This window comes from Clostridium beijerinckii (genome assembly GCF_018223745.1).
In the GTDB taxonomy this organism is placed as follows: domain Bacteria; phylum Bacillota; class Clostridia; order Clostridiales; family Clostridiaceae; genus Clostridium; species Clostridium beijerinckii.
The window spans coordinates 4,177,666-4,192,187 of record NZ_CP073653.1 but is presented as its reverse complement, the minus strand read 5'-3'; the positions used below and the strand labels follow the sequence as shown (position 1 = coordinate 4,192,187).

Annotated in this window: 10 protein-coding genes; 9 read left to right on the top strand and 1 reads right to left on the bottom strand. The window is 30.6% G+C overall.

Annotated elements, in window-relative coordinates; translation table 11 throughout:
* Positions 1-660: 660 nt before the first annotated feature.
* The 6 genes from KEC93_RS19025 (at position 661) to KEC93_RS19000 (ending at position 8,710) form a co-directional block, all read left to right on the top strand.
* Positions 661-2,034 carry a glycoside hydrolase family 32 protein gene (locus KEC93_RS19025; protein WP_077868243.1) on the top strand — a complete coding sequence of 458 codons (1,374 nt, stop codon included), beginning with the start codon at positions 661-663 and terminating at the stop codon, positions 2,032-2,034.
* Positions 2,027-3,421, top strand: a complete 1,395-nt coding sequence (locus KEC93_RS19020; protein WP_077856280.1) for a sucrose-specific PTS transporter subunit IIBC — start codon at positions 2,027-2,029, stop codon at positions 3,419-3,421. Before KEC93_RS19025 ends, KEC93_RS19020 begins: the two co-directional genes overlap by 8 nt.
* A 12-nt stretch (positions 3,422-3,433) precedes the next feature.
* Positions 3,434-5,581, top strand: a complete 2,148-nt coding sequence (locus KEC93_RS19015; RefSeq protein ID WP_077868244.1) for a glycoside hydrolase family 3 N-terminal domain-containing protein — start codon at positions 3,434-3,436, stop codon at positions 5,579-5,581.
* 220 nt (positions 5,582-5,801) lie between these two features.
* The gene (locus KEC93_RS19010; RefSeq protein ID WP_077868245.1) at positions 5,802-7,280 is read left to right on the top strand and encodes a BglG family transcription antiterminator; all 1,479 of its coding nucleotides are present in this window, start codon (positions 5,802-5,804) and stop codon (positions 7,278-7,280) included.
* Entirely contained in the window at positions 7,270-8,127 is an 858-nt protein-coding gene (locus tag KEC93_RS19005) for a Cof-type HAD-IIB family hydrolase (RefSeq protein WP_077868246.1), read from the top strand. Before KEC93_RS19010 ends, KEC93_RS19005 begins: the two co-directional genes overlap by 11 nt.
* Before the next feature lie 109 nt (positions 8,128-8,236).
* Positions 8,237-8,710 carry a PTS sugar transporter subunit IIA gene (locus tag KEC93_RS19000; RefSeq protein ID WP_039773758.1) on the top strand — a complete coding sequence of 158 codons (474 nt, stop codon included), beginning with the start codon at positions 8,237-8,239 and terminating at the stop codon, positions 8,708-8,710.
* A gap of 152 nt (positions 8,711-8,862) precedes the next feature.
* On the opposite strand, the gene KEC93_RS18995 is transcribed toward KEC93_RS19000, so the two are convergent.
* Complete coding sequence (locus KEC93_RS18995) at positions 8,863-9,267, bottom strand: FMN-binding protein (RefSeq protein WP_039773759.1); 405 nt, start codon at positions 9,265-9,267, stop codon at positions 8,863-8,865.
* Between the two features lie 415 nt (positions 9,268-9,682).
* On the opposite strand from KEC93_RS18995, the gene KEC93_RS18990 reads away from it, so the two are divergent.
* The 3 genes from KEC93_RS18990 (at position 9,683) to KEC93_RS18980 (ending at position 14,346) form a co-directional block, all read left to right on the top strand.
* Positions 9,683-10,615 (top strand): helix-turn-helix domain-containing protein, encoded by a 933-nt coding sequence (locus tag KEC93_RS18990; RefSeq protein ID WP_023975208.1) that lies wholly within the window; start codon positions 9,683-9,685, stop codon positions 10,613-10,615.
* A gap of 2 nt (positions 10,616-10,617) precedes the next feature.
* A complete protein-coding gene (locus KEC93_RS18985) occupies positions 10,618-12,687 on the top strand; it encodes a beta-glucosidase family protein (RefSeq protein WP_077868247.1) in 2,070 nt (689 codons plus the stop codon).
* Positions 12,688-13,005: 318 nt separating this feature from the next.
* Positions 13,006-14,346: an MFS transporter gene (locus KEC93_RS18980; RefSeq protein ID WP_238892870.1), complete on the top strand. Its 1,341-nt coding sequence runs from the start codon at positions 13,006-13,008 to the stop codon at positions 14,344-14,346.
* Positions 14,347-14,522: the final 176 nt, after the last annotated feature.

Genomic DNA, 14,522 nt, shown 5'->3' with positions numbered 1-14,522 from the left:
TTAACTGCTTTTGTGGTGGATTTGAAATAGTATAATTCATCTATTATAGATAGGCAACATATAGTTTAGAATCATGTGATGATTTACCGAAATCATAAATATTTTGATTCCGAAAAGCTATGAAAATATCGCTGAAGGTTCTAAGCAGCAGGTTGCACCCACTTTAGCATGCTCCAACTTTCAGTTTGACAAGCTAAAATAGAACAACCTACAGCTAAGAACCTTTAACAGCTCATTTTCAAATGTTTTCTACACAAATATATTTATGATTTGCTTAAAGTTCAAGCAATTTTGTAAATATGGTTATCTAATAAGTTAAATATTTAAATTGGATATCTATAAGCCCCATGAAAATCTAGAATTTAGATTTTCATGGGGCTTTCTTTTAAAAGATTTATAGAAATACTCTTATTGATAATATTGATTGATTCTGGAATGCCTAGTATTTCTTAAAGTCCAATTTAGTAGATCCTACATAAAAAGATCGTTGTACATAAGTAGTTAGTGAAAAGTATAAACTCTTAAGCAAACATGATAAAAAAGTGAAAATATATGATATTTATTTTGCCACTTCTAGAGGTAAATAAGCGACTTTGTTTGCGAGATCTTATGTTATATAATACAGGTGTAAACGATAAGAGGAAGGAGGAAAGAGATTAGATGGATAAAGAAAATAGGAAAAAACCTAAGCATCATGTTGCACCCAAAACAGGTTTTTTAAATGATCCAAATGGATTAGTACAATTCAAAGGAACATATCATGCTTTTTATCAATGGTTAGAAGAAGTTACACCACAAGGGGCAAAATGCTGGAGACATTGTGTTTCTAAAGATTTAGTTCACTGGGAAGACAAAGGGATAGCATTAAAACCAGATATGTGGTATGACAAAAATGGATGCTATTCTGGAAATGGAATTGTATTTAATGAAAAAATCTATCTGTTTTATACAGGAAATGTAAGAAAAGAAAATGGAGATAGAGAAACTTATCAATGTTTAGCAACTTCAGAAGATGGAATTACATTTCAAAAACATGGACCAGTTATCTATCTGCCAGAAGGATATACAGCACATTTTAGAGATCCAAAAGTTTGGAAAGACGAAGAAGAAGATATATGGTGGATGATAGTAGGGGCACAGACCAGTGAAAAGAAAGGAAATGTAGCACTTTTTTGGTCAGAAGATTTATACAATTGGAATTATAAAGGCAATTTGCTTCCAGAGACTATGAACTGGGGATATATGTGCGAATGTCCAGATATGATTCGCCTTGGAGAAGAGTATATCTTAATTGTCAGCAGGCAAGAGAAGAAGATAGAAAATGGAATAGAAAAAGATAGCTGTCATGCAGTATGGATGAGTGGTGAATTTTCAAAAGAAAAAGGAACATTTACACCATATAAAGAAGGAATTAGAGTAGATGAAGGATTTGATTTTTATGCACCTCAATCTTTTGTAGATGAAAATAAACGAACATTATATATGTCTTGGATGGGGGGCGGTGAATATGACTATCAAATGTCACAGTTATCTGTAAACGATGGATGGCTTCACAGCTTTACATATCCAAGAGAGTTCATATATAAAAATAATTGGTTATATCAGAAACCAATTAAAGAATTACAATCTTTAAGAAATGATAAAATTGAGAAACATATAGAAAATGAAGAAATAAGTCTAGAAGTTAGGGATTACTATAAAGAGATGGAATTCATTTTAGATGATGAAAATGAATTTAATTGTACTATATTAGGAGCGCTTAAACTACATTACAATTCCAATGATAAGATATTAAATATTAAAAGACTTAATTGGCTTACAGGAGAGTTTGATGAAAAATACTTAAATGTTAACGAAAGTTTAAAAATGCTTAGGGTATTTATTGATAACTCATCAGTGGAAATTTTTATAAACGAAGGGGAAAAAGTTATTTCTAGCAGAGTGTATTTTCAGGATAATGATATCCGAATAAATTCTAATGGAAAATTAAAACTAAATTTGTGGAATTACAAGGGGGAAAATATAAATGAGTGATAATTATGAAAAGATCGCTAAAGAAGTTATTGAAGCAGTAGGAGGCGCAGATAATATTATTTCGGCGGCTCATTGTGCTACAAGATTAAGACTTATTCTTAAAGATAGACAAAAAGTTGATGATAAAGTAGTTGAAGAGATTGATAAGGTAAAAGGATTTTTCTTTACTTCAGGGCAATATCAAATTATTTTTGGTACAGGGACTGTAAATAAGGTATTTGAACAAGTAAGTAATCTTGGCATATCTGGTACATCAAAATCAGAACAAAGCCAAATGGTAGCAGAACAAGGTGACAATAAATTTAAAAGAGCAATTCGTATATTTTCTGATATATTTGTACCAATCATACCAGCAATGGTTGCTACAGGATTGTTTATGGGACTTAGAGGCGTTTTATTACAACAACAAATATTAGCAATTTTTGGATTAACACCAGAAAGCATTCCTAGTTCATTATTAACATTTACTCAAATATTAACAGATACAGCATTTGCATTTTTACCAGTTCTTATTTGCTGGTCATCATTTAAAAAGTTTGGGGGAACACCAATACTTGGTATTATGATAGGACTTATGCTTGTTAGCCCATCACTTCCTAATGGTTGGGCAGTAGCTCAAGGAACAGCTGAACCACTTGTGTTATTCGGTCTTAAGATGTCAGGATATCAGGCATCAGTATTACCAGCTTTCTTTGCAGGATTTATTGGAGCAAAATTTGAGATTTGGCTTAGAAAAAGAATATCAGATACATTTGATTTAATACTTACACCATTTTTGACATTACTTGTTACATTAATTTTTGGATTATTAATTATTGGGCCTATTGCTCATGAAATTGAGGTTTCTCTTGTATACGTTGTAACAATGTTATTTACATTACCTCTTGGATTAGGTGGATTAATTTGGGGAGGAATATCTCAATTAATAGTAGTTACAGGAATTCACCAAGCATTAAGTGTTGTTGAAATTCAGATGCTGGCTCAAACAAACTGGAATCTTGTAAATCCTATAGGTTCTTGTGCAATAGCTGCACAGGCTGGAGCAGCATTTGCAGTAGGTATGAAAACTAAGTCTAAAAAAATAAAAGCTTTATCTTTTCCATCAGTAATATCAGCACTTTTAGGAATTACAGAACCAGCTATATTCGGTGTCAATTTAAGATTTGTAAAACCGTTTATAATGGGACTTGTTGGTGGAGGTGTAGGTGGATTTTTAGCTTCACTATTTAAACTTAAAGCCACTGGTATGGGGATATCTGCTTTACCAGGAATGCTCCTTTATTTAAATAATCAATTTCCATTATATATATTAGTAATAGCGATTTCTTTTGGAGTAGCCTTTGCGCTAACATTCATGTTTGGATATAAAGATAAAGAAGAGCAGTAAGAGAGGAAGCTTATGAAAAATGAAGAGATAAAAACCCTGTTATCTAAGATGACATTGGAAGAAAAAATAGGACAATTAACACAAATTAGAACAAGTTATTATTATAATTCTAATACTTCAGCAACAGGAACGATTTCTAAGCTTAAATTTACAAAAGAGCAAAAATGGATGATAGGAACTGTTTTAGGTAAATTAGATGCAAAGATGATGTTTGAAATTCAAAAAGAATATTTAGATAATAACCGTTTAGGAATTCCGCTACTTTTTATGCATGATATTATACATGGATTTAAGACTATATTTCCTATACCACTAGCGCTTTCATGTTCATGGGATGAGGAATTAATAGAAAAAACTGCAAGAGTTGCAGCAAGAGAAGGCAGTTCTTCAGGATATCAAGCAACATTTTCGCCTATGGTAGATATAGTCAGAGATCCAAGATGGGGAAGAGTTATTGAAAGTTTTGGAGAAGATACTCTTCTTAATAGTATATTCGGAGTAGCCATGGTTCGAGGATATCAAAATGGTGATTTAAAAGATCCAGATACCTTAATTTCTTGTGTAAAACATTTTGCGGCATATGGAGCTGCAGAGGGAGGAAGAGATTATAATACAGTTGATATTTCAGAATGCAGATTGAGAAATGAATATTTCCCACCTTATTACGAAGCTATAAAAGCTGGAGCAAAATCAATAATGTCTTCCTTTAATGTATTAAATGGAATACCAGCTACTGCTAATACATGGCTCTTGCGCAAAATATTAAGAGAAGAATGGGGATATGAGGGTGTCGTGATCTCCGACTGGGGGGCAGTAAAGGAACTAATACCTCATGGCACAGCGGAAAATAGCATAGATGCAGCAAAATTATCATTAAAAGCTGGAATAGATATTGAAATGGCTACTACAGCATATTTTGAAGCTTTACCAGAACTATGCAAAGATAAGAGTATGGAAAAGCTATTAGATGATGCAGTGGAGAGAATTCTTTTACTTAAAAATGAGTGTGGATTATTTGAAGATCCATACAGAGGCATTTCTTATGAAAAAGAAAAGCAAACATTGCTATGTAGTGATTTCAGAAAGGTAGCAAGAGAAGCGGCTTCTAAATCTGCAGTGTTATTAAAAAATTCCGATGTATTACCTTTGGAGCGTAGTAAAAATGTAATATTAATTGGACCATATGCAAGTAATTCATCAATATTAGGCCCATGGTCTTTAGATGGAGACCTTAATGATGTAATTACAATTGAACAAGGATTAATAAATAAGAATATCAGGCTTGAAGGCGTAGAAACGACATGCTTTAATGAAATTTCGAAAGAAAAATCAGAGGAAATAATAGAAAAAGCTAAAAGAGCAGATGTTATTGTATTAGCATTAGGAGAAGAAGAAGAAAAAAGCGGAGAAGCAGGATGTGTTAGCAATATAACTCTTCCAGAAGCTCAAATAAAGCTTTTACGTTGTATGAAAAAGTTGAACAAGCCTTTGATAGTTCTTCTAATAAATGGGCGTCCACTAGATCTTACTAATGTAATAGAAGAAGCCGATGCAGTTTTAGAGTGCTGGTTCCCAGGAACAGAAGGTGGAAATGCAATTGCAGATATTCTATATGGTGATTATAATCCAAGTGGAAAGCTTACTATGAGCTTTCCAAGAGGAGTAGGTCAAATTCCAGTTTATTATAATAATTTAGCAACAGGGAGACCAAAAGAATTACTTAAGAACGAAAAAAGATATAAGTCCCAATATTTAGATGTCCCAAATGAGCCACTATTTCCGTTTGGATATGGGCTGGGATATTCGAAGTTTAAGTATGATAATTTAAATATAAGTAAAAAAGAATTAAGCAAAAAAGAGCGAATATCATGTAGTATTAATGTTACTAACATCGGAAAGTATACTGGTATAGAAACAGTACAATTGTATATGAGAGATAAAGTTGCAGATATTTCAAGACCAGTTAAACAGCTAATTAAATACAAACAAATTATAATTAATCCTAATGAAACAAAAACTGTAGAGTTTACCATCGATGAAAAAGATCTTCGCTATTGGAATGGTGAAAATCAATATAAAAGTGATGAAGGATTATTTGAATTTACATTAGGAAAGGATTCTTCAGAAGGAATTTCTTTTGAGGTAAGATTAATTAGCTAGAATTTAAGCATTTCCCTCATTATTTATGGTGAGGGAAATTCTTTAAAAAATATTTTTAAGAACTGTTAAAATATATATCTATTTTTTCATGTGACCTATCTTTCGTATATAATATAGTAAAGAGTCTTGTACAACAAATATATGGAGGAAAAAATGCATAAAACATATTATCTAATGTTGTAGCAAAAAAAGATGATTATATTATAAAAGTGGAGGATTTATGAAATCAAGACAAGTAATTATGCTTAGAGATTTATTACATAATGAATATGTGCGACCCAATGAATTTATGGAAAAGTTAGGTATCAGCTTAAGGACTGTCAGGATGGAAATACATGAGATAAATGATATATTAAGACATAAAGATATGAGGATAAACTCGTCTTCAGCTAGAGGTTATTTTATTCTTAAGGGAGAGAGAACTCAGTTTTATGAATTTTTAAATAATATGATTTTGAGTTTGAAGAAGGTAGAATTGCCAGAAACACCTGGAGAAAGATTTTTATTTACTTTTATATATTTGACATTTATAAAAGAGCCTATTTCAGTTCAGAACTTAGCAGATATTATGTATGTATCAAAAACAGTAATGATAAAAACTCTAAAGGAAATTGATGAATATTTACGAAATTTTAATGGACTTAATATTGAAAGAACAAAAAAAGGCATCTATTTCCGTGGAAAAGAAAGAAGCATAAGGCATATATTATCTGAAACATTAAATTATAAAACATTTGGATCTATTTTAATGTATAAAGTTTTGAAATTTCAGTTTGGAGAGTCATATAGCAAAATATATGAAATTTTGCAAAAGGAATTACCGGTTATTTTATATAAAAATAATTTGATTCTAATTGATAAATCGGTAGAAGGATTTTTGTTAGATTTATTTATAATGATATATCGTAATAAGGCAGGATTACTTTTAGAACCAGAAACTAGTAGACAGTATCCTCAAGTATTTGAAGATATTATAAATGAAATTGAGGGACTTTTAATTCAAAATGATATTAGAATATCTGAGTGTGATAGAAACTTTTTAAAAGATTGCCTTTTAACTAAAAGAGTATTATATGATGAATGTGTTAAATTGGAGCCAAGAAAAGAAATCGCGGAGTTAACAGAAGAATTTTTATCGATAGTAGATAAAAAATATAATTGTAGCTATTTAAAAAATCCAGAGTTAAAGAAAATGTTAAGCATACATATAGATAAAATGCTTTATCGTTCAGAACAAGGACATTTTGAGCACAATGCATCTATAAGAAATGCAAAGGAATTATATAAGCTTCAAACAGAAATGGCAGATATATTATATAAACTAATTTTTGATAAGTATGGTTATAAGATTCAAGAAGAAGAATTGGGTTTTATTATACTTTATATGGGAGCTTTTGCCCAAACAAAAATAAAAGCAATAATAATAAGTGATATTGGACAAAGTGCAGCTTCGAGTATGGCAAAACAAATCAATAATTACTGTGGTGATAAAATCGAAATAATAGGAAGTTTCTCTTTGAATTATATAAGACAGTACTCCATAGATGTAGATGTGATTTTTACTCCAATACGATTATTTAATGTTACATTACCAAGTAAAACTAAGATTATTTATATTAACTATGTATTGCAGGAAGAAAATATTAAGAGAATACAGGAATTTTTAATAAACTATCATGGAGGTGTAAATGAAGATTAAACTTATAGCATTGGATTTAGACGGGACAGTATTAAACAGTTGTGGTTATATAAGTGACAAAACTCTTACTGCAATTAAAATGGCGATTGAAAAGGGAGTTCAGGTGGTTTTGGCAACTGGGAGAAGTGTTGGATTAATATGTGATGAGATAAAATCAATAGAGGAAATTACATATGCAATATCTTCAAATGGAGCGGCTGTAGTAAATTTAAGAAAAAATGAAATAGTTTTTTCTAACTTTATTACTATAGATATTTTAAAGAAGATAATTAAAATAATTAAGGATTATCCAATCGTTGTTGAGTTTTATTCTAACGGGAATGCTTATATAGATGAAGAGGTTTTTATAAATCCCGTTAAATATGGATTATCAGAAAAATGCTTAAATCTTATGTCAGACAGTCATAATTTAATAAAGAATATTTTTTCGGTAGTTGATGATAGATCAGAATGTGAATGGATAAAATGTGTAGAAAAAATAAATATTCCATTTTTAAAAGATGATATGAAAAATGAAGTATATAATAGTTTGTTATCTATAAATGATAAAGTTAAAATAACCTCATCTGTAGAGGATAATCTTGAGATTAACATTCATAGCGCAAATAAGGGGGCTGGTCTGGAGAAACTAACTGAATTGCTAGAAATAGATTTGAAGGAAATAGCTGCTATTGGAGATAATAATAATGATATAGAGATGCTTCAGATGGCGGGAATTGGCATTGCAATGGGAAATGCAAGTGAAGATATTAAAGCTAAAGCAGATTTCATTACACTAGACAATGATAAAAATGGAGTGGCAGAGGCAATATTGCGAATTTTAGATAAAAATTTGCAATTTAGTTAACTTATATATTGTATTTATGATTTTCTAAGTGGTGCAAAAGTCTAGAGATAGGAATTAGCGGTGCAATAAATATAGAAAAAAGTAGTTTATAAAAGGAAGGCTGGAAAATATGTTTAATTTATTTAATAGGACAAAGTTCAAAATAGTGTCACCAACGGAGGGAAAACTAAAGCCAGTAACATCTGTAATAGATGAGGTATTTGCGTCTAAAGCTTTAGGTGACGGTTTTGCAATTGAGCCTAAACAAGGTGTTGTGTATTCACCTATAGTTGGTGTAGTATCAATGATTTTTCCAACTTTGCATGCAATAGGTCTAAAAGCAAATAATGGAGCTGAAATTCTAATTCATGTTGGTATTGATACAGTCAAACTCAATGGTAAAGGATTCAAAACATTTGTTAGAGAAGGGCAAAAGATAAAAATAGGTGATAAGCTTTTGGAATTTGATATAGAAGAAATAAAAGATAAAGTTCCATCAACTGATGTGATAGTTATATTTACTAGTGGCGAGATATGTGAACTGGTTAATGGCGATATACAGGTTGATGCAGGACAAGCTAACATAGTCAATATTGTTAAGTAAGGTAATGAGGGATAAAAGTTCTGTGAAATAGAATGTTTATAACGGATATGGAACTAAATTATGCGTATTCGATTTTAAAGATTATGCTTTGGGCTGTAGATAAATTTGTGTAAAAACGAAATCTATCTACAGCCTCTTTTATTGATATATTTTTATTTTTGATTAGGCTTTAGTGCGTTTTCAATAGCCTTTAAAATTGTTTTACTGCTATTTGTTGCTCCTGAAACAGTATCTACTTGTAAACTTTGTGCTTTAACTACCATGCTTGGAATAACTTCTGCAGGCTTGCCTCTATCGGTTTTATGTTCTAGTAAATCTATATTTTCAATCTTGTGGTTTTTAACTGTAACTGAAACTTTTGCGCTAATTAAATTAACATCATATGAACCAATATATTTTCCATCGGAAATCTTCGATAAATCTACGTTGTTAATTGTTAATCCTCTAATTGTTGTTTGATAATTTCTAACAGAGATTAGATATTTTCCTCCAACGATGATAACTGTGATAACAATAAGACAAACTACACCTAATAATATTTTCTTTACATTTAACATATAAAATACATCCTTTACTTTTTAATAGATTCTAATAAAAGGCTAATTCCATCTTCTGTTAAATTTATAATATTTCTTTTTCGCATAATAATATTTTATCATAAATTTCCAAATTATTGGGTTTGAGACTTTAAAGATAAATTATTGTTGCATTTTTTTATTATGATTAAGAATAGCTAGAAATTAGGGAATTAGTTAAGTTCTTATACAGTTTATTAGCTTATGGATTCTCTATACATAATATGAAATATTTAATTTATTTTCATGTGCCTTATATGATTCAGTTATAATATGATTAGTCTGAAAATGAAATAGAATTTGTACAAAAATGATAACAAATATATTTTGATATAACTTATAATCAAAGTGTAAATATTTACAAAGCGGTTATAGTATATCATGAAATGGGGGAAATATGAGTTCATATATTTTTGAAACAATTGAGCATGAAGAGAAATATCCAGCAAAGGTGTTTGTAACATCAATTGAACATTCTAGTTTTCATTGGCATTATGATTATGAATTAATTTTAGTTCTGAAAGGATCCCTAATAGTAAATGCAAGCCCCAAGATAACGGTTTTGGAAGCAGGGGATATTGTGTTATTAAATTCAAAAGCAGTACATGAATTACAACGTACTAAGGAAGAGAATTTATGCTTATTTATTCAGATGAATGAGAATTTATTCAAAAATACAAAAGATGATAATAGATCGTATTATTTTTACTTAAACAGCAAGCTTAATGATAAAAAGCCTAAGAACGGATATGATGCATACGTTGCTAATGCTGCTAAAATTGGACTTGAAAGTCAGAGTGATGAAATATTTAACACTTATAGGGTAAAATCTTTAGTTTATATGTTAATAGCGGACTTATTTGAATTCACATTATATGATATTCATCAAAAAGCTGTAGATTTGAAAGAAACAGAAAACACAGAATTGCTCATGCAGGTAATAAACTTTATCCAAAAAAACTGTACAAAAGATACAGTATTAGATGAACTATATAAATTTATAGGATTGTGCGAGAAATCAGTTTATCGTTTCTTAAAGGCAAACATTGGATTATCACCTAAAGATTTAGTACTTAGCAGCAAAATAGAGGCTTCTAAATATATGCTTAAGTTTTCAAACAAGTCAATTAGCTTTATAGCAAATGATTGTGGCTTTTATTCTGAAAGTACTTTTTACAGAGCTTTTAAAAAAGAAATAGGTGTGACCCCTGCTGAATACCGAAAAAGTGGGGCAAGTTTAAATGCGGATCCTAATGTACAAGGCTATTTGCGTTTTGATTTTAAAGAATCTATTAATTTATTAGAAAAATATTGTAAAGGAGATATGTAAAAATGAAATGTACTAAATTAAAAAGATTATCTTATACTGAAAAGGCAAAGGAAATAGTTAACTCTTTAACTTTAGAAGAAAAGGTTTCCTTAATGGGTGGAAATGTTACTCTTAATGATATGCTCTCTGATTTGAGAGATGCTGATGAGCAAAAACATTATAATAGTTATCCTTATCCAGCAGGAGGAATAGAGAAGAATAATGTGCCTCCTATGCTTTTCTGTGATGGGCCAAGGGGTGTAGTTTGTAGTGCAGGAAAAAGCACATGTTTTCCAGTATCAATGCTTAGAGGTGCAACATTTGATACAGCATTAGAAGAAAAAATAGGTAATGCTATAGGTAAAGAAGTTCATGGGTATAAAGGTAACTTATTTGCAGGAGTATGTATTAATCTTCCGTATAATCCAGGCTGGGGAAGAAGCCAAGAAACTTATGGTGAAGAATCTTTTCACTTAGGGGAAATGGGACGAGCATTAGTTAAAGGTGTACAAGACGAAAATGTAATCGCATGTGTAAAACATTTTGCTTTTAACCAAATGGAAATTTCCAGATTTAAGGTAAATGTTGAATGTGATAAACGTACTGAGAGAGAAGTATTTCTTCCTCATTTTAAGAAATGTGTTGAAGCAGGTGCAGCAGCTATTATGAGTTCTTATAATTTATACAAAGGAACTCATTGTGGACATCATGATTACTTATTAAATCAAGTATTGAAAAAGGAATGGGATTTTGATGGATTTGTTATGAGTGACTTTATCTGGGGAGTCAGAGATACGGTTGAAGCAGCTAATGGCGGACAAGATATGGAAATGTGCTGTACTCAGTTTTTTGGAGATAAATTAGTAGCGGCAGTAAAAAACGGACAAGTAAAAGAAAGTAAAATTAATGAATCTGCATTACGTATCGTGCGTACATTGCTAGCATTTGAAGATGCTTATTCAAATGAATATGATGAGAGTTTAATTGGATGTGAAGATCACATTAAACTTGCACTTCAGGCAGCAAGAGAGGGGATTACATTAATTAAGAATGAAAATAATGTATTACCATTAAACAAAGATAAAGCAAGAAAAATTGTTGTGTTAGGAAAGTTAGGCGATAAGGAAGTAATAGGAGATCATGGTTCAAGTCAGGTAAGACCAGCTTATGTTATAACACCATTACAAGGAATTGCAAATGCAGCACCTAAAGCGCAGGTTGTATATTATAATGGCGAAAATTTGGAACATGCAAAAGAATTAGCTAAAGATGCAGATGCAGTTATATTTGTAGTTGGATATAACTATGACGATGAAGGTGAATATATATCAGAAGATGAATTTGAATCTTACACAGGAGCAGTAGGTGGCGATAGAAAAAATTCGTTAGGTCTTCATGAAAATGAAATTAAATTAATACAGGAAGTAGGTCCTGTTAACACCAATTCTATAGCCGTGTTAATTGGTGGAAATATGATAATGATGGAAGAGTGGAAAGAAAGCGTTGGAGCTATAATGATGGCATATTATCCAGGTATGGAAGGCGGAACTGCAATAGGAGAGATTATATTTGGAGATGTTAATCCAAGTGGAAAACTACCATATGTAATTCCATTTAAAGAAAGTGATCTTCCACAAGTAAATTGGGATACAACATCTCAATGGTATGATTACTATCATGGATATACAAAGTTAGAAAAGGAAGGCATAAAACCATCTGTACCATATGGATTTGGACTATCTTATACTAAGTTTGATTTTAGTGATGCAAATTTTGATGCATCTGATGATAGTGTTATCGCTAAATGTACTGTTAAAAATATAGGAAAAATGGCAGGGGATGAAGTCGTACAAATGTATGTCGGATTCAAAAATTCATCTGTAGAGAGACCTGTAAAATTGTTAAGAGGTTTTGCTCGTGTAAATTTACAGCCAGGAGAAAGCAAGGAAGTTACAATAACTTGCCCTAAAGAGGAGCTTTGCTGGTATAATCCAAAAACAGAACAAATGGAATTAGAGAAAATGGAGTATGAGGCGTATATAGGAAGCAGCAGCGCAGATTCAGATCTACACATGGGAAAAGTTACATTGTAATTGTCTCAAATACAAATGAAATGACAGAGTGAAAAGTATTAGTTTAATGATAGTTAATATTAGTTGGTTGATTAGTTAATATTAACTGTACATAAAAATATAATTACTTTACTCTGCCATATCAAGTCATATTTTTATAATATATAAGTTTTAATTAGAATTCAATGCTTTTTGAATAGGAATTATTGAAAACTCAAAAAAATTTCAGCATTTATTATTTATTGATAAATGTGCATCATTAATTAGAACATATATATTCTTGGAGTAATCGTTTAATTACTTTATATATTGAGTACTATGAAAGGAATGAGTATTTTTATGGAAGAAAAAATTAATTTAAAAGAAAAGATTTTTTATTCAATAGGCGATGTAGGATGTAACTTTGTGTATGTGCCAATTACTTCTTTTTTGATGATATATTATACTAATAGCGTTGGACTTGGAGTAGCAGCAGTTGGGACACTAATGCTGATTGCGAGACTTTTAGATGGTGTAACAGATTTATCAATTGGAGCACTTATTGATAAAACTAATACAAGGTGGGGGAAAACAAGACCTTGGATTTTATGGAGTGCACCATTTATGGGGATTGGTTTGATATTATTGTTTAATGTTCCTATGGGGCTCAGCAATGGTGGAAAGCTGATTTATGCATATATCACTTATATATTTTTAGTGTCAATTGTATACACGGCCTCAAATTTGTCATATTGCACATTGCTATCAAGAATATCAAGTAACATACAAGAACGTTCAGTTTTGAGCTCAATTCGATTTGTTTTTGTTATTTCATTTACTATTATATTATCAATGATTACAAATCCATTGGTTGAAAAGTATGGATGGTCAAAACTTGCAGTTATTTATGGAATAATTTCATGTGCATTTCTATTCATAACATTTGCATTTACAAAAGAAAGAAATCAGGATGAAAAGGGAGAAAAATTCAAGTTAAAAGTAGGAATTGGTTCCTTGATGAAAAATAAATATTTTTTACTTATAGCGATTATGTTTATTATTATTTATACAGATATGGGGTTATTTTCAGGAGCTACTCTTTATTATACAACTTATGTATTAAATAATGCTAATTTAATGGGGATGCTTACTTTAGCACTTTATGCACCTATGATAGTTGGATTTGCACTTTTACCTAAGTTCATAAGTAAATTTGGTAAATGGAAAGTTATGATGTTTGGATTTCTAGTGAAATTAGTAGGTGTTATTATTATGGCAATTAATCCTGCTTCTTATGAGCTTGTTATGGCAGGAAGCATTATAAAAGGGTTTGGTATGGCGCCTCTAATAGTTGGAATTTTCGCAATTGTTGCAGATGCTGTAGATTATGGAGAATGGAAAACAGGAATACGTGCAGATGGATTAATTAACAGTTGTGTAAGTTTTGGAATGAAATTAGGGGGTGGCCTTGGTACTGCAATTCTCGGATGGATTCTTGACTTTGGAAAATATAATGGAACAGCTGCTGTACAGACAGGAGCTGCAATAAAGGCAATTAATATTTCATTTATATACTCAGGAATTGTATTTACCATAATTGGATTAATTGTAATGTATTTTATAAATATGGACAAGTTTTCAAATAAAATGGTAACTGAACTTAATATTAAGAGGACTTCTAAATCTATAGAATTAAATTAATTTATCAAATGTCTTAAAGCGAGATTTAGTTAAGTCAAAAAATAAGTTTTCTTGCTTAAAGAACTTGTGCATTAATAGTTAATTTTATGTAATTTTGTTTTGAAATATTTATGTATAGACCCTTGTTATAATTGCTATTTAGAAACGCAATTATAACAAGGATTTATCATAAATAT

Coding starts and splice junctions, on each gene's coding strand:
- KEC93_RS19000 (WP_039773758.1), top strand. CDS start 8,237: ATGTTTAATTTATTTAATAGGACAAAGTTCAAAATAGTGTCACCAACG.
- KEC93_RS19010 (WP_077868245.1), top strand. CDS start 5,802: ATGAAATCAAGACAAGTAATTATGCTTAGAGATTTATTACATAATGAA.
- KEC93_RS19020 (WP_077856280.1), top strand. CDS start 2,027: ATGAGTGATAATTATGAAAAGATCGCTAAAGAAGTTATTGAAGCAGTA.
- KEC93_RS18980 (WP_238892870.1), top strand. CDS start 13,006: ATGGAAGAAAAAATTAATTTAAAAGAAAAGATTTTTTATTCAATAGGC.
- KEC93_RS19025 (WP_077868243.1), top strand. CDS start 661: ATGGATAAAGAAAATAGGAAAAAACCTAAGCATCATGTTGCACCCAAA.
- KEC93_RS19015 (WP_077868244.1), top strand. CDS start 3,434: ATGAAAAATGAAGAGATAAAAACCCTGTTATCTAAGATGACATTGGAA.
- KEC93_RS18990 (WP_023975208.1), top strand. CDS start 9,683: ATGAGTTCATATATTTTTGAAACAATTGAGCATGAAGAGAAATATCCA.
- KEC93_RS18995 (WP_039773759.1), bottom strand. CDS start 9,267: ATGTTAAATGTAAAGAAAATATTATTAGGTGTAGTTTGTCTTATTGTT.
- KEC93_RS19005 (WP_077868246.1), top strand. CDS start 7,270: ATGAAGATTAAACTTATAGCATTGGATTTAGACGGGACAGTATTAAAC.
- KEC93_RS18985 (WP_077868247.1), top strand. CDS start 10,618: ATGAAATGTACTAAATTAAAAAGATTATCTTATACTGAAAAGGCAAAG.